At 64.8% G+C, this 14,500-nt stretch carries 14 protein-coding genes and 5 pseudogenes; 7 read left to right on the top strand and 12 right to left on the bottom strand.

Annotated features, from left to right (window positions below; genetic code table 11):
* Nucleotides 1-97: 97 nt before the first annotated feature.
* The 5 genes and pseudogenes from AB3G45_RS02455 to AB3G45_RS02435 form a co-directional block, all read left to right on the top strand.
* Nucleotides 98-319, top strand: a pseudogene (locus tag AB3G45_RS02455) (NAD(P)-binding domain-containing protein); the annotation flags it as partial.
* Nucleotides 320-362: 43 nt separating this feature from the next.
* Nucleotides 363-935 (top strand): pyrroline-5-carboxylate reductase dimerization domain-containing protein, encoded by a 573-nt coding sequence (locus tag AB3G45_RS02450; RefSeq protein ID WP_367829071.1) that lies wholly within the window; start codon nt 363-365, stop codon nt 933-935.
* Nucleotides 936-1,076: 141 nt separating this feature from the next.
* Nucleotides 1,077-1,235: pseudogene (locus AB3G45_RS02445) on the top strand (IS6 family transposase); the annotation flags it as partial.
* 50 nt (nt 1,236-1,285) lie between these two features.
* Complete coding sequence (locus tag AB3G45_RS02440) at nt 1,286-1,987, top strand: IS6 family transposase (RefSeq protein ID WP_367829070.1); 702 nt, start codon at nt 1,286-1,288, stop codon at nt 1,985-1,987.
* 662 nt (nt 1,988-2,649) lie between these two features.
* Nucleotides 2,650-2,949: a hypothetical protein gene (locus AB3G45_RS02435; protein WP_367829069.1), complete on the top strand. Its 300-nt coding sequence runs from the start codon at nt 2,650-2,652 to the stop codon at nt 2,947-2,949.
* Between the two features lie 35 nt (nt 2,950-2,984).
* Here the strand turns inward: AB3G45_RS02435 and AB3G45_RS02430 are convergent, their stop codons facing one another.
* The 6 genes and pseudogenes from AB3G45_RS02430 to AB3G45_RS02405 form a co-directional block, all read right to left on the bottom strand.
* Complete coding sequence (locus AB3G45_RS02430) at nt 2,985-3,311, bottom strand: hypothetical protein (RefSeq protein ID WP_367829068.1); 327 nt, start codon at nt 3,309-3,311, stop codon at nt 2,985-2,987.
* Between the two features lie 34 nt (nt 3,312-3,345).
* Complete coding sequence (locus AB3G45_RS02425) at nt 3,346-4,101, bottom strand: NYN domain-containing protein (protein WP_367829067.1); 756 nt, start codon at nt 4,099-4,101, stop codon at nt 3,346-3,348.
* Nucleotides 4,102-4,331: 230 nt separating this feature from the next.
* Nucleotides 4,332-4,844, bottom strand: coding sequence for a gluconokinase (locus AB3G45_RS02420; RefSeq protein WP_367829332.1), 513 nt, complete (start codon nt 4,842-4,844; stop codon nt 4,332-4,334).
* A gap of 1 nt (nt 4,845) precedes the next feature.
* Nucleotides 4,846-4,943 (bottom strand): annotated as a pseudogene (locus AB3G45_RS02415) (SDR family oxidoreductase); the annotation flags it as partial.
* 21 nt (nt 4,944-4,964) lie between these two features.
* A pseudogene (locus AB3G45_RS02410) lies at nt 4,965-5,377 on the bottom strand (biotin-dependent carboxyltransferase family protein); the annotation flags it as partial.
* A pseudogene (locus AB3G45_RS02405) lies at nt 5,374-5,616 on the bottom strand (carboxyltransferase domain-containing protein); the annotation flags it as partial. The pseudogenes AB3G45_RS02405 and AB3G45_RS02410, both read right to left, overlap by 4 nt.
* A gap of 137 nt (nt 5,617-5,753) precedes the next feature.
* Between AB3G45_RS02405 and AB3G45_RS02400 the strand changes: the two are divergent.
* Nucleotides 5,754-6,491 carry a hypothetical protein gene (locus AB3G45_RS02400; RefSeq protein ID WP_367829066.1) on the top strand — a complete coding sequence of 246 codons (738 nt, stop codon included), beginning with the start codon at nt 5,754-5,756 and terminating at the stop codon, nt 6,489-6,491.
* Between the two features lie 55 nt (nt 6,492-6,546).
* Here AB3G45_RS02400 and aztD read toward each other — a convergent pair whose 3' ends face one another.
* Complete coding sequence (gene aztD, locus AB3G45_RS02395; RefSeq protein ID WP_367829065.1) at nt 6,547-7,776, bottom strand: zinc metallochaperone AztD; 1,230 nt, start codon at nt 7,774-7,776, stop codon at nt 6,547-6,549.
* Nucleotides 7,777-7,859: 83 nt separating this feature from the next.
* Complete coding sequence (locus tag AB3G45_RS02390) at nt 7,860-8,738, bottom strand: LysR family transcriptional regulator (RefSeq protein WP_367829064.1); 879 nt, start codon at nt 8,736-8,738, stop codon at nt 7,860-7,862.
* A 98-nt stretch (nt 8,739-8,836) separates the two neighbouring features.
* Here AB3G45_RS02390 and AB3G45_RS02385 point away from each other — a divergent pair, with 98 nt between their 5' ends.
* Nucleotides 8,837-9,577 carry a sulfite exporter TauE/SafE family protein gene (locus AB3G45_RS02385; protein WP_367829063.1) on the top strand — a complete coding sequence of 247 codons (741 nt, stop codon included), beginning with the start codon at nt 8,837-8,839 and terminating at the stop codon, nt 9,575-9,577.
* A 16-nt stretch (nt 9,578-9,593) separates the two neighbouring features.
* On the opposite strand, the gene AB3G45_RS02380 is transcribed toward AB3G45_RS02385, so the two are convergent.
* From AB3G45_RS02380 to AB3G45_RS02365, 4 genes are read right to left on the bottom strand one after another with little or no spacing between them, the layout of a single operon-like run.
* On the bottom strand, nt 9,594-10,886 hold the full coding sequence (locus tag AB3G45_RS02380; RefSeq protein WP_367829062.1) for an amidohydrolase family protein: 1,293 nt from the start codon (nt 10,884-10,886) through the stop codon (nt 9,594-9,596).
* A complete protein-coding gene (locus tag AB3G45_RS02375) occupies nt 10,883-11,824 on the bottom strand; it encodes an ABC transporter permease (RefSeq protein WP_367829061.1) in 942 nt (313 codons plus the stop codon). Before AB3G45_RS02375 ends, AB3G45_RS02380 begins: the two co-directional genes overlap by 4 nt.
* A gap of 2 nt (nt 11,825-11,826) precedes the next feature.
* Entirely contained in the window at nt 11,827-12,876 is a 1,050-nt protein-coding gene (locus tag AB3G45_RS02370) for an ABC transporter permease (protein WP_367829060.1), read from the bottom strand.
* The gene (locus AB3G45_RS02365; RefSeq protein ID WP_367829059.1) at nt 12,866-14,392 is read right to left on the bottom strand and encodes an ABC transporter ATP-binding protein; all 1,527 of its coding nucleotides are present in this window, start codon (nt 14,390-14,392) and stop codon (nt 12,866-12,868) included. The genes AB3G45_RS02370 and AB3G45_RS02365 overlap by 11 nt, the downstream gene beginning before the upstream one ends.
* Nucleotides 14,393-14,500: the final 108 nt, after the last annotated feature.

Genomic DNA, 14,500 nt, shown 5'->3' with positions numbered 1-14,500 from the left:
GCACCAAGTATATGGCGCCAGAGCATTTTGCATGCCAAACGTCTTCGTTTGGCGTCCGACAAAATGCGGCAAAACAAAGAATTAGAGCGTCGTTCTGATGCCATCAGAATACAAAGCGCTCGGCTCTCGCGAGAAGGAATCTGTCATGATCTTGGGGTTTATCGGTACTGGCGCGATCACTGCTGCAATCGTCGATGGGCTGCTGCGGACAGATTATCCGGCGAGCAGGATTCTCATCTCTGCGCGGAATGCGGAGATTTCCACGCGCCTTGCATCGCTGAGCCCGAAAGTTCAGGTGCGGCAGGACAACCAGCAGATCGTCAACGAAGCCCGAACTTCTCTTCCTTGCGGTCCGTCCGCAGGTGGCGCGCGCCATTATCGGCGCCCTTTCCTTTCCGCCGAGCTGCAAAATCGTCAGCCTGATCGCGACTATCCGGTCGGAGACGCTGGCCGAGTGGATCGGACGCGCAGGGAGCATCACCCGTGCGATCCCGCTTCCTTCTGTCGCCGAGCTTTCCGGCGTCACCGCCATCTATCCGCAAGACCAGGTGGTCGAGGAACTTTTCGGCCAGCTCGGCCAGGTCGTTGCGGCGGCCTCTCTGGGTGAATTCGACGGCTATGCCGCCGCCAGCGCCCTGATGGGCACCTATTTCGGTTTGCTTGCGACCGCCGCAGGATGGATGGTGGAACGGGGCGCAGATAACCAGCGTGCGCGCGCCTATCTCGGCTCGCTGTTCCACGGACTTGCCCAAACCACGGCCGCCGATGAACGCAGCTTCTCCGACCTGATCGAAGCCCATTCCACACCCAACGGCCTGAACGCCCAGGCCTGGCAGCAGTTCAGGGCCGACGGTGGCGCAAAGATTCTTCGCGATGCACTCGCGGCAGTCGCACTGAGACTCGAAAATTCGATTCCCAATGAACGCGCGGATTGAGACAGGCCGAGATTTCAGCGGGGCCTGTCGCAAATTTCTGCGCTTAACGGCATGACCGTCGGAAGAGAAATTTCCGCTCCAGATGTTGTGGAGGCATCGTAACCTTAACCGGGAATCGATTAAAATGTGAGATCTGGCGGCATAACCAGATTTGCTCGTGATCCTCTTTATCGTCGTCACCGATTTCCAGCTGACGCCATCGCCCATGCGGTATGGCTCTATTTCCGGTTTCCGTTGAGCCTGCGTATGGTCGAAGATCTGTTGGCCGAACGCGGCATAGTGTCTCGTCAGACCGTGAGACGGAATCGTCAACTTAACGAAACGTGGAATTCGATGTGCGATGACGGGCCATGACGAACCGTGATCCACTTTATCGCCGCCATCGCTTTCCCGCTGAAGTCATTTCCCACGCCGTTTGGCTTTATTTCCGCTTCCCTCTCAGCCTGCGGATGGTTGGGGACATGCTGGCTTCGCGTGGGATCATTGTCTCGCATCAGACAGTCCGGCTGTGGGCGGAGAAATTCGGGCGAACCTTCGCCAGCGACATCCGTCGTCGCTCATCCAGTCAACTCGGCGACAAATGGTATCTCGACGAGGTAGTCATTTCGATCCGTGGCAAGAAGCATTGGCTCTGGCGTGCCGTCGACCAGGACGGGTTTGTTCTGGACGTTCTCGTGCAAAGCCGCCGCAATGCTAAGGCGGCCAAGCGCCTCATGCGCAAGCTTTTGAAGCGTCAGGGCCGGGTGCCCAGGGTGATGATCACCGACAAGCTTCGGTCCTACGATGCTGCAAAACGTGAGGTTATGCCCGGTGTCGAGCATCGCTCCCACAAAGGCCTGAACAATCGGGCGGAGAATTCCCACCAGCCAGTGCGGCGGCGAGAGCGCATCATGAAGCGGTTCAAGTCACAGCGACATCTACAACGCTTTGTCTCGATCCATGCTCCGATTGCCAACCTGTTCCACATCCCTCGCCACGACATCACCTCCAACCATCATCGCGAACTGCGTGCAGCAGCGATGGACCTGTGGACGAAAATCGCTCAGGCATGACCGACAAAATAAGCCGGCGTCATGGTCTGTGGCTCCTTTGCCGTTAAGTTTACGATGCCGTCCATCCTCTTGCGCGCTCGCGCGTAATCCCGCGAGCGCGCGCTATTGCAAAGCGCCGCACCGCTCTTATTTCTTGCTACGGAGGTCATTGGAGTAGCTGCGATGCAGGAATCCGTCATAAATATCGTATCGATTGATGCGGTCGAAATCTTGGTGCCGAGCGGAAACAAGGGCCGGCTCCGATGCTCTGTCATCTGTCTCTGTTGCGAGCGGGCGGACCAGCCGATGGACGACGATGGCTGCGGCATTTGCGATGCGTGCCTCGGTTTACCCATTCGAGCGACAGATGCTTCCGACGGCCTTGAAACTCCGACACCCTCCCCCCATCTATCGCTCACTGCCCGTCATCGATGACTGCCTGCAGCGATTGAACTCAGTCGCGCGTTCGTAGTCGTCCGGGTCCGAAGGGCGCTCCCCGAAAGGGTCGAGCGCCCTTCGTCATTTCGGCAGGACGCCGACCATGATTGCGATGGTCGTTTGACTTCCTGTCATACCGCACCAGATGAGCACCGTTCGTCCGACTCAAGCGGAGGAACTGGGGAGGTCTCGCAGCCCCGCTGCATCGGATCTCCCCATCAACATGAGTGCATGCAGGACACGAAATGCCGCTTATCAGAAAGCAGGGCGCATCGGCGCCGAAGGAACTCGGACTGTTCTGGCCAATGCAGACGTCCGACGGAATGACCGTCGACGTCTTCATCTATGCCAGCGCACTGCAGCGACTTGATCCGGAATCGGTTGGCCCGGTCGGGTTGCTCAAACGACATAGGGCTTTGCTCGAAAGCATCGCGAGCGAGAAATTCGACCGAGGAGACGCGACCGGCACCAATCTGCTTCATATTACGGAAGAGGATCTGCACGTCGCTCAAGCGAGCGAAGCGAAGGCAGACGACGTACAGTAGGGGCCCAAACTCGCTGGGAACGCCAACATGCGTTATCAGGAATCCGTCGCCGGGATCGCGCGCCGTCCCTCGGCTTTCTTCGCTTTCAGCGCGGCTTCAATCTGCCTGATCGCCTTTGCCGCCTCGAGCAAGATTGCCTTCATCTCGTCGTCGTAGAGATGCACCGGCATCCCTCCCGCCTGAATGAGATCCATGGCCTCGGCGGATTCCTGAAGCCGCCCGGGCTCCCCGAGCAAATCCCAGCCCTCCTTGATCGTGACATAGGCGCGTCCGAGCAGTCGAAGCTTTTCGCCTTCGGAGAGCGTTTGCACCTCGTCCGCTGCCCTCGTCAGTTCCGCGACCACGTCCGCAATTCTCTGCACCAATCACCTCCACCGGGTGGGGCCACCGGCAGCTCTACGACGGATTTGCTTTTGGTTTTGACTTGGCCTGTGGCTTGATCCGGATACGCACCACTCCCCCCTGCGGATGGTCGATCTCGAAGGCGTTCGTCTTACGTACGAGGTCGCTGAGTTTCCGGAAGCCGTAGGTGCGCGGATCGAAATCGGACGCGAGATTTGCAAGCTGCGTCCCGACCGCGCCAAGGGGGACCCAGCCGTCCTCGCTCTCCATCTGCGCGATAACCTTGCGGATAATCGGCACTGCGGCCGATGGCTGCTGCAGGGGTTTCGCGGCGGTGGTGGATTCCACTTCATTCGCGGGCGCGGAAGGCAGAAGGTTCTCGGTATAGACAAACCGCCGGCAGGCCTGACGGAAGCTCTCCGGCGTCTTCTGTTCTCCGAAACCGAACACATCGACACCCTGCTCGCGGATGCGCGCGGCAAGCCGCGTGAAATCGCTGTCGGAGGAAACCAGGCAGAACCCGTCGAAACGACCGCTATGGAGGAGGTCCATGGCGTCGATCACCAGGGTGATGTCGGAGGCGTTCTTGCCCGTCGTATAGGCGAACTGCTGCTGTGGGATGATCGCATGCTTGGCCAATATCTCGGCCCAGGTCTTCGAGCGCGCGCTGGAGAAATCACCGTAGATGCGGCGGACGCTGGCCTCGCCGATCTTGGCAATCTCCTCGAACAGGCCATCCGCGATCTTCGCAGAGGCATTGTCAGCATCGATGAGAACGGCAAGGCGGGGCGAACGGGGTTCGGATGGCATGAAGCCTCCTGTCAGAGGATGCGGCAGGTGAGTATACCGCCCCAAGACCGGAGGTCGATAGAAATTGGAGTGAGGATGGGATAGCGCGCAATGGAGTACGTTGCCAAAGGAACGCCAAATCGTGGAGATAGAGCTTCAGTCATCGCCACCGCGTGAGCGCTTCATCAGAACGGAATAGTAGGCCATGCGTTCCGGCTGGCGCTCTTGAAGGGATTTGAACCAAGGTTGCGCTATAGTTCGCCAAGCTGCATAGCGATCGTGTCAACAATCGCCCGCAGCATTTTGTCGATATCGACTGTGATTGCGGCTTCGTCTTCGGCCGATGGTTCGAGCGCTGCGAACTGGCTGTCGATGAGGCTGATGGGCATGAAATGGCCGGAGCGGGCGGCCATTCGGGTGGCGATCAGGTCGCGTGTGCCGGCAAGGTGGATGAAAGTGACCGGTCCCTTTGCATGGTCGCGGATGCGGTCGCGATACCGCCGCTTCAGCGCGGAGCAGCCGATGATGTGGATGCCGTGCGGATCAACGAGCTTCTGCCCGACGAGGGTGAGCCAGGGCCAGCGATCGTCGTCGGTGAGCGGCTCGCCGCGGCTCATCCTGGCGATGTTTGCCGGCGGGTGCAGGTCGTCGCCGTCGAGATAGGTCGCGCCGATCCGGGCGGCGAGCGCCGCGCCGACGGCGGACTTGCCGCAGCCGGCGACGCCCATCAGGACGATGCGCCTTAGGTTGGAAAGATCGACCATCTCAGAGCGAAGCCGTGATGCCACCGTCGACATAGAGCACATGTCCGTTGACGAAGGAGGGGAGGCATCGGAGGAGAGAAAGATGCCCGCAGCGAGCACGCGCCCGCCCATATCGCCGAAGCCGCCGAAGCCGCCGCGTAGCGACGTGCTGGCGAGCCCATGACCGGAGCAACCTCCACCCCGCCCGCAAGGCAGAGATAGGCCCGTGCATCCTTCAGCGGCGGCGCAAGTTCCAGCACCTGGCCGGCATTCGCCTCGGCCGTCCACCAGGGCTGCAACGGCACACCGTCAAGTGTCGCCCGGCAATCCGCCCCGGTGAGGGCAAAAGCGCCGCGTTCGGAAAAACGCGCGCGGAAGGGAAACGTCTGCACCTCGATACCAGCGGCGTCCGGCGCATTACCGAGAAGAACATTGCCGATCCGAAGCGCCAGCGGATCCATCGCGCCACAGGCCGTGACGCCGATATTGCGGTAGCCGGGCCGGCCGAGGTCCTGGACCGTATTCAGCGGCCCCGTTGCGACGATCTCGATCACAACTCGATCCTTTCGGGACGGAAACGCACGGTATCACCGGGCGCCATGACCGCTGGGGCCGCGGCCATGGGATCGAACATCCGCAATTCGGCAAAGCCGATGGAGTTCCAGCCGTTCGGCCCGGTCAGCACGGCAACGCCGGGCTGCATGCCGCCGATCGTCACGCAGCCGCGCGCCATGTGGAGCGAGGGCACGGTCTTGCGCGGCATGTGGATGCGCGGGTCGAGCCCGTGCAGGTAAGGCCCTGCGCGCTGGCGCTGAACGGGAGCTTGAGCGCAAGCGCTACGCTGCGGCGCTGGCAGAACGCCAGTTCAATCGTGTTGATCCTGATAACCGCCTGGTCGCCGCCGAACTGGAGCGTCGATGGGAAGCAGCATTGAGCGAACTTCGCGCTGCCGAAGATGCCTTTACGCGGCGAGCATCCACTGAACCCTCCAGTCGAACGGGATTTAGCAGAGACCTCAATAACAAGGTTGTCGCGCTATTCGATCGCCTTCCCCAAATCTGGGCCGACGTTGCGACGACGGACGCTCATCGCAAGGCACTGTTACGATGCCTTATCGAAAAAGTCGTCCTTGACCGCGGTGAACGTGACATTGCTTTGGCGAGGATCGTGTGGCGCGGCGGCGCCGTGACTGACCTTCACGTCAAAATGAAAGTCAATTCCATCGCCAAGCTCACGCGCGGTGAAGAACTACGCGCGCGCCTTCTGGAGCTCGCTCGGACGGGCATGCCTGACGATGAAATCGCTGAAGTTCTCATGCGCGAAGGGCACCATTCGCCCAACTGCGAGGACGAGGTTTTGCCGATCACAGTGCAACGCCTGCGCCTTGCAGCGGGCATCAAGGTGAAGGCGCAGCGCAACAGATGGACGCACGGATCTAATTTGCTCAGCGCCGTACAACTGGCCGCCAGACTCGATATCCCCGTCAATTGGATTTACGTCCAGATCAGGCGAAAGCGCCTGCTCATCGACCAGCAGTCCACCGGAGCGTATTTGTTCCAGAATTCTCCGAGTGTTACCAACGCGGTTCGCGACCTACGTAACCACGCCATTGGCCACCTCGATCTGAGAGTCAGTCAGCCTCACCAGGAGGGGCATCAACATGCGTAGTCGTTCATCGATGTGGAATGCCGGCGGCAAGCCGGCATTCCACGATGAAAGGATTTCAGTGGCTGGCGCCCGATCCGCCGGCAGCGACGATCGCGAAGGGCTGGCCCTCGATGGCGATGGTGCGGCTCTCCTTCAGCGTCTGCGGGTCGACGAGACGCACGAGGCCCTTGCGCGGGTCGGTGACGGCGATGTGATCGCCGGCAACCGCCAGGCGCGGACGCGGGTCGCGCCAGTGCCCGTCCTTGCTGTAGGGTTCGGTGACGGTCCCGGATCTGGTGATCGCACCGTCCACGACGTCCAGGAGATGGAGCCTGCCGTCTTCCGTCAGGATGTAGCCGTTGCGCGGCCGGGCGGGATCGAGGACGAAATCGACGCGCCGCAGCGGCAGCTCGACAAGGCGGTAGGGCTCCTCGGCGTCGGGCTCGATGAGCACGACCTTGTCCTCGCCGTAGTTCCCCAGGAAGAACTGCATGGACGTGCCGCCGAGCAGGGTGGAGACCTTGCCCTCCGGCAGCCCGTCGCCATAGGCGAGCATGTCGAGCGTCGGGCCGTCCATGCCGCCCGGCCGGGCGACGAGCACGCCCTCCGCGCAGCCGAACGCCACCAGGCGCGCCGAGGTCGCCTCGCCGTGCAGCCCCGTGCAGGTGGCGACGTCGCCCACCTGCTTGCCGTTCCTGTCCAGCACGCGCAGGCCGAGGCGCGGCGGCAGTTCGCCCTCCTTCACCGCCGCTTCCATGTCCGGCACGGAGACGAGCAGATGATTGCCCATCGGGACGGCGACGCCGTGATGCGCGGCTGTCGTGTCATAGGAGTTCAACTCCGCCTTGCCCTCCAGCAGCGCGCTTTCCGCAACGAGATCGAACCTGCCGCCGCGGTCGTGGAAGATCGCGATCTCATCGCCGTGGGCCACCACATGGCCGGGTTTTTCGCCGCTGATCGTCGTGGGAAGGAGCCTCGGCTCGCTGACCTCGATATCGCGATGTTCGCCGTGGTCCGAAAGCGCAATGCCGGTGTCGATCGCATGGATCAGGTTCTGGTCGCCCTGGACGGCGAAGACGGTGCGGCCCGTCTCGCTGAGGGAAAGGGCCGCATAGCCCTTCAGGTCGAAGCGGCCGATTTCCCTGCCCGTGCCGAGATCGATGGCGCGGACCACGGGCTGCGTGTGATCGGCGACGAACAGCCGCCAGGTCTCGTGCTGTGCCTCGTCCGCATGGACGGCGATTGGGAGGGCGAGGGTCGCAAGGATGGTGGTGGCGAGAAGGGCGCCGGAGCCGGAGCGGGGCATGATGTCTCCTATTAATGTAATAACGTAACGTAGTTTTGTTATAGCGTTACATCTTGCTTGTCCAGCGTTTGTGGCGCCGGCCGCTACACGGCCGCCAGATGCTCCAGAAGGTGGCGAACGACGGGATCGAGCGGCCGGGATTGATGAACGCACAGCAGCAGGCGGCGCGTCGCCCAGGGCGCGCTCAGCGGCACGCAGCGGATGGGCAGGCTGCGCCGGCAGCGCCGGGCCGCAACCTCCGGAAGGATGCCGACGCCGGCCCCCGCGGCCACGAGACGGCAGATCCCCCCGAAGGTCCGCAGGCGGATGCGCGCGCGAAGCTTCTGCCCGATCCGCAGGGCTTGCTGGTCGATATGGTCCTGCAGCGCACCGGCAAAGCCGATGTGATCTTCGCCGAACAGGTCCGGGAAGGCGATCTGCCTGTGCTTCGCCAGCGGATGGTCCTGCGGCAGCACCGCGACGAGGCGGTCCACCGCAAAAGGGAAGGTTGCAAGCGCGCCGGCATCGACGGCGTCGGAGACGATGCCGATCTCGGCCAGCCCGCGCGCCACCGCAACCACGGTGTCGCGGCTCGGCCGTTCGGAGAGGTCGATATCCACCCGGGGATGGGCCGCAGGCCACGGGGCGAGGCGTTCGGGCAGGAATTCGGTGATCGCCGCCGTGTTGGCGAGGACCCGGATCGTCGGCCGCAGCCCGCGCGCATGCTCGGACATGTCCGCATGCATGGTGCCGACCTGGTGCAGCACGAGGCGGGCATGGTGGGCCAGCGTCTCCCCGGCGCGGGTCGGCGTCACGCCGCGGCGGCCGCGCTCGAGAAGCCGCACGCCGCCCGAGGCCTCCATGTCGCGCAGCCGCTCGCTCGCCGCCGCGACCGAGAGGTTGGCGGCAAGGGCGCCATGCGTGATGCTGCCGGCGTCGACGATGGCCAGGAAGAGACGGAGATCGGCAAGGTCAAAGCGCATTTTTCGAGCGTAGCACGGATTGTGCCTTCGGAAAAACCGGAGGCTGGTGCTGGACCTTCCGGCTTGTGCCCGCGGCATGTCCGCCGTTATCTCCCCGCATGGACACGACCGAAATCGTCATCGTCACCGCGACCTTCTTCCTTGCCGGCATCGTCAAGGGCGTCACCGGCATGGGCCTGCCGACCGTCGCCATGGGGGTGCTGGGGGCGCTGATCTCGCCCTTGAGCGCTGCGGCCCTGCTGCTCGTGCCCTCCTTCGTCACCAATCTCTGGCAACTGCTTGCCGGTCCGGATTTCAGGGCGGTCCTGCGCCGGTTCTGGCCGATGATGGCGATGCTTGTCATCGGCACGGTCCTGGGGGCGGGCCTGCTTGCCGGGGGCGATACCGCCCGGTCGACCATGGTGCTCGGCCTCACGCTTGCGGCCTATGCCGTCTATTCCCTGTGCGCGGGGGCAAGGCACGTACCGCCGTCCTGGCAGCCCGTCGCCTCGCCGCTCGTCGGTCTTGCGAGCGGCATCGTCACGGGCGCGACCGGCGTGTTCGTCATTCCGGCCGTGCCCTATCTCCAGTCCCTCGGCCTCGGCAAAGACGCGCTGGTCCAGGCGCTGGGCCTTTCCTTCACCGTCTCGACGATAGCCCTTGGCCTTGCGCTCGGCCTGCACGGCGCGCTGCCGGCGGAGAGCCTGCTGCCGTCGCTCCTCGCCGTCGCGCCGGCCCTGGCAGGCATGGGGACGGGACAGGCGATCCGGCGGCACATCCACCCGGCGACCTTCCGCCGCTGCTTTCTCGCCTGCCTGCTGCTGCTCGGCTGCGAGATGGCACTCCGGCCGTTCCTGTGAGGCGGCGCGGCCCGGTCTACCGTTCTTGCGGCGGAACGGTGTGGCGGCGGTTGATGCTTGCTGGCCGCCCCTCGATCGACAGGGCGGTATCGCGCTTCTCGCGCTCCGCCACGACCTTGCCCTTGGCCACGACGCAGAGCCGCTCAGCGCGCAGCCGCACCGCCTCGATGGGATTGCCCGCATCCAGCACGACGAGGCTTGCCGACTTGCCGACGGCAAGGCCGAGGCGGTCGAGGCCCATGATCTCGGCATTGACCCGGGTGACCATGTCGAAGCAGGCGCGCATGTCCGCGGGCGAGGACATCTGGGCGACGTGCAGGCCCATGAAGGCGACGTCGAGCATGTCGGCCGTGCCCAGCGAATACCAGGGGTCGAGCACGCAATCCTGGCCCCAGCCCACCCGGATGCCGGCCTTCAGCATCTCCGGCACGCGCGTCATGCCGCGGCGCTTGGGATAGGTGTCGTGGCGGCCCTGCAGCATGATGTTGATGAGCGGGTTGGGGATGGCCGACACGCCCGCCTCGGCGATCAGCGGCAGCAGCTTGGAGACGTAGTAATTGTCCATCGAATGCATCGAGGTGAGGTGCGAGCCGGCCACCCGGCCCTGCAGCCCGAGCCGCTGGGTCTCGTAGGCCAGTTGCTCGATATGGCGGGAGTGCGGGTCGTCCGTCTCGTCGCAATGCAGGTCGACCATCAGGCCGCGCTTCGCCGCGATCTCGCAAAGCTCGGTGACGGAGCGCGTGCCGTCCGCCATGGTGCGCTCGAAATGCGGGATGCCGCCAACGACGTCGACGCCCATGTCGAGGGCGCGGATGGTGTTCTCGCGGGCCTTGGGCGAACGGTAGAGGCCGTCCTGCGGGAAGGCGACGAGCTGGAGGTCGATATAGGGGGCGATCTCCTTCTTCACCTCGATGAGGGCTTCCACCGCCAGCAGGCGATCGTCGCAGGTATCGACATGGGTGCGGATGGCAAGCAGGCCCATCGAGACCGCCCAGTCGCAATAGGCGAGCGCCCGCTCCTTGACGGCCTCGTGCGTGAGCAGCGGCTTGAGCTCGCCCCAGAGCGAAATGCCTTCGAGCAGCGTGCCCGAGGCGTTGATGCGCGGCAGGCCGTAGGAAAGCGTCGCATCCATGTGGAAATGCGGATCGACGAAGGGCTGGCTGACGAGGTTGCCCGTCGCATCGACGATACGGCCGGCGGCCGCGTCGAGGCGCGGCTCGATCGCGGCGATCGTCTCGCCCTCGATGCCGATGTCGGCGACGGTTCCATCGGGCAGCGTGCCGCCCTTGACGATCAGGTCGAAGCTCATCTTTCGCCTTTCTGGTAGGATATCATCAAAGCCTTGGGATAGGTAGCGCGGCGCGCCACCAGAATCAGCGCCAGGATCGACAGCGCATAGGGCATCATCAGGAAGACCTGGTAGGGCACGATGCCGCCCGATATCTGCTGCAGGCGGATCTGGTAAGCGTCGAAGGCGGCGAACAGGATGGCGCCGACCAGCGCCTTGCCCGGCCGCCAGGAGCCGAAGACGACGAGCGCGATGCAGATCCAGCCGCGGCCGTTGATCATCTCGAAGAAGAACGAGTTGAACGCCGACATGGTGAGGAAGGCGCCGCCGACCGCCATCAGCGCGCTGCCGGCGACGACCGCGCCCATGCGGATGCCGGTGACCGAGATGCCCTGCGCTTCCACCGCGGACGGGTTCTCGCCGGCCGCGCGCACGGCAAGGCCGACGGGCGTGCGATAGAGCACCCAGGTGACGAGCACGACGGCGAGGAAGGCGAGATAGGTCAGCGGCGTCTGCGTGAACAGCGCCTCGCCGAGCACGGGAATGCTCGACAGGCCGGGGATTGCCAGCGGCTGGAACGGCTCGATCTTCGGCGGCGACGTCACTTCCGGCAATAGGAGGCGGTAGGTGAAATAGGTGAGGCTCGTCGCCAGCAGCGTGACGCCGATGCCGACGACATGCTGCGACAGGCCGAGCGGCACGGTGAGCGTGGCATGCAGCAGGCCGAACAGGGCGCCCGCGAGCGCGGCCACCAGCACGCCGGCCCAAAGGTCCCCGCCGCCATAGACGGTGAACCAGCCGGCGAAGGCACCGACGGTCATGATGCCCTCGATGCCGAGATTGAGCACGCCGGCCCGCTCGCAGATCAGTTCGCCCATGGTCGCGAAGATCAGCGGCGACGCAATGCGGATGACGGCGACCCAGAAGGAGGCGGTGAAGAGGATTTCGAGCGCGTCCATCGTCACCTCCACCTGATCCTGTAGCGCGTCAGAAGGATCGCCACCACCATGGTCAACAGCGAGGTGGCCACCATGACATCGGCGATATAGCTCGGCACCTTGGCGGCGCGGCTCATCGCATCGGCGCCGACGAAGATGCCGGCGACGAAGATCGCCGAGGCGACGACGCCGAGCGGATTGAGCATCGCCAGCATGGCGACGACGATGCCGGTGTAGCCGTAGCCGGCCGACAGGTCGAGCGTCAGGTTGCCCTTGAGCCCGGAGACTTCGGAAAAGCCGGCAAGCGCCGCCAGCCCGCCGGAGAGCAGCGCCGTCTTCATCAGCACGCGGTTGACCGGAATGCCGACGAAGCGCGCGCCTTCCGGATTGTGGCCGACCGCGCGCATCTCGTAGCCGAGTTTCGTCTTCTTCGTGACGACCCATACCACGACGGCCGCAACGATCGCGATGACGAAGCCGAGATGCAGGCGCTTGCCCTGGACGAGGCGCGGCAGTTGCGCCTCCGCGACGACCTTCTGGGATTGCGGCCAGCCCAGCCCCATCGGGTCCTTCAGCACGCCTTCGAGCAGCATGGACACGAAGAGCAGGACGATGAAATTCAAAAGCAGCGTGGTGACCACCTCGTCGACGCCGAAGCGCGTCTTCAGGACGGCGGGGCCGAGCAGGAGCAGCGCGCCGGCCGCCATCGCCGCAGCCATCAGCACCGGGACCAGCAGCGCCGGGGGCAGAGGCAGGGCGCCGGTCCCGAGCACCACGGTGAGCACGCCGCCGATATAGAGCTGCGCCTCGGCACCGATGTTCCAGAGCTTGGCGCGGAAGGCGACGGCGACGGCAAGGCCCGTGAAGATCAGCGGTGTCGCGCGGGTCAGGGTTTCGAGCAGCGCGAATTGCGAGCTGGCCGCACCCCGGGCGACGAGATAGAAGACCGAGAGCGGCGACGCCCCGGCCGCCAGAACGAGAAGCGAGACCAGAAGCAGCGTGGCGGCGACGGCCGCCAGAGGAAACAGGAGGGTGACCGCGAGCGTCGGCGCGGGTTTGGGCTCAAGCCGCATCGTCGCGCTCCCCGCCGTGGCCGGCCATCAGTTCCCCCAGTTCGCGGATGCTGCGTTCGCCGCGCGCCGACGGCGTCGACAGGCGTCCCTTTGACATGACGATGATGCGGTCGGACAAGGCCAGGATTTCCTCAAGATCTTCCGAGATCAGCAGGACGGCCGCGCCGCGTTCCCGCGCGGCAAGCAGCATGCGGTGGACATAGGCGACGGCGCCGACATCGAGGCCGCGCGTCGGCTGGCTGGCAAGGATCACCGCCGGTTCCGGATCGAGCGCGCGCCCCAGGATGAGCTTCTGCATGTTGCCGCCCGACAAGAGGCGGATGCGTGCCTCGGGCGAGGGACATTTCACGTCGTAGTCGGCGATGATCTTCTCGGCGAAGCGCCGCGCGGCCTTCCAGTCGAGAAACCCCATGCGGCTGAAGCGCGGACTGCCGTAGCGCTCGGCGATGACGTTCTCGGTGACGCTCATGTCGCCGATGGTGCCGACGGCATGGCGGTCTTCCGGAATGCGCGCCACGCCATGGTCGAGCGCGACGCGCGGCGACCAGCCGGCAACCGTCTGCCCGGCGACCGAAATGCTGCCGCCGGTCGCGCGCCGGGTGCCGGCGATGAGCGCGGCAAGAGCCGCCTGGCCGTTGCCGGAAACACCCGCCAGGCCGGTGATCTCGCCGGCGCTGAGGGCGAGCGATATGCCGTCGAGCCCGGCGCCGTTATAAGGCGCGGTCGAGACACGGTCGAGCACCAGGAGCGGCACCCCGATCTTGGCCGGGCTGACCTCCGCGGGCTTCACCTCCTGGCCGACCATCAGGGCCGCCAGTTCCTTGCGGTCGGTCGAGGCCGTCGCGCGCTCGCCGGCGAGCCGCCCCCCGCGCAGCACCAGCACGCGATCGCTGACGGCCATCACCTCGTGCAGCTTGTGGGAGATGAAGATGATCGACAGGCCCCTGGCGACGAGCAGCTTCAACGTGCGAAACAGCGCGTCGGTCTCGGCCGGGGTCAGAACGGCGGTCGGCTCGTCGAGGATCAGGACGCGGGCGTCGCGATAGAGCGCCTTGAGGATCTCGACACGCTGGCGCTCGCCGACCGAGAGCGTGGAGACGGTGGCCGCCGGATCGACGGCAAGGCCGAAATCGGCGGAGAGTTGCGCGATGCGCCGCCGCGCCGCCGCCCGGTCGAGCCGGGCGCGCCAGAGGCTTTGCGTGCCGAGCGCGATGTTCTCCTGCACCGTCATGTTGTCGGCGAGGGTGAAATGCTGGTGCACCATGCCTATGCCGGCATCGAGCGCCGCACGCGGATCGCCCGGCGGCAGCCGCTCGCCGAAGGCCTCCACGGTGCCCGCATCGGCGACATAGTGGCCGAAGAGGATGTTCATCAGCGTCGTCTTGCCGGCGCCGTTCTCCCCGAGCAGCGCGACGACCTCGCCGCGCTTCAGGTCGAAGGAGATGGCGTCATTGGCCTTGAGCGGACCGAAACGCTTGCTGATGCCGGAAAGACGGAGGACGGGAGTATCGGACACGCGGACGACCGGAACGGGATTTCGAGGACAGGGCTTTCGCGGGGAGGGACGGCGGCGGCGCGTTCATCCGCGCCGCCGCCGTCCCTCCCCGCGAATGGAAGAGCGGAA

The sequence above is a fragment of the Shinella sp. S4-D37 genome (assembly GCF_040812195.1).
GTDB lineage: Bacteria > Pseudomonadota > Alphaproteobacteria > Rhizobiales > Rhizobiaceae > Shinella.
The sequence above is the reverse complement of the archived record's forward strand: the minus strand, read 5'-3'. Positions and strand labels throughout refer to the sequence as shown.

Coding starts and splice junctions, on each gene's coding strand:
- AB3G45_RS02440 (WP_367829070.1), top strand. CDS start 1,286: ATGACGAACCGTGATCCACTTTATCGCCGCCATCGCTTTCCCGCTGAA.
- AB3G45_RS02435 (WP_367829069.1), top strand. CDS start 2,650: ATGCCGCTTATCAGAAAGCAGGGCGCATCGGCGCCGAAGGAACTCGGA.
- AB3G45_RS02425 (WP_367829067.1), bottom strand. CDS start 4,101: ATGCCATCCGAACCCCGTTCGCCCCGCCTTGCCGTTCTCATCGATGCT.
- AB3G45_RS02420 (WP_367829332.1), bottom strand. CDS start 4,844: ATGGTCGATCTTTCCAACCTAAGGCGCATCGTCCTGATGGGCGTCGCC.
- aztD (WP_367829065.1), bottom strand. CDS start 7,776: ATGCCCCGCTCCGGCTCCGGCGCCCTTCTCGCCACCACCATCCTTGCG.
- AB3G45_RS02390 (WP_367829064.1), bottom strand. CDS start 8,738: ATGCGCTTTGACCTTGCCGATCTCCGTCTCTTCCTGGCCATCGTCGAC.
- AB3G45_RS02385 (WP_367829063.1), top strand. CDS start 8,837: ATGGACACGACCGAAATCGTCATCGTCACCGCGACCTTCTTCCTTGCC.
- AB3G45_RS02380 (WP_367829062.1), bottom strand. CDS start 10,886: ATGAGCTTCGACCTGATCGTCAAGGGCGGCACGCTGCCCGATGGAACC.
- AB3G45_RS02375 (WP_367829061.1), bottom strand. CDS start 11,824: ATGGACGCGCTCGAAATCCTCTTCACCGCCTCCTTCTGGGTCGCCGTC.
- AB3G45_RS02370 (WP_367829060.1), bottom strand. CDS start 12,876: ATGCGGCTTGAGCCCAAACCCGCGCCGACGCTCGCGGTCACCCTCCTG.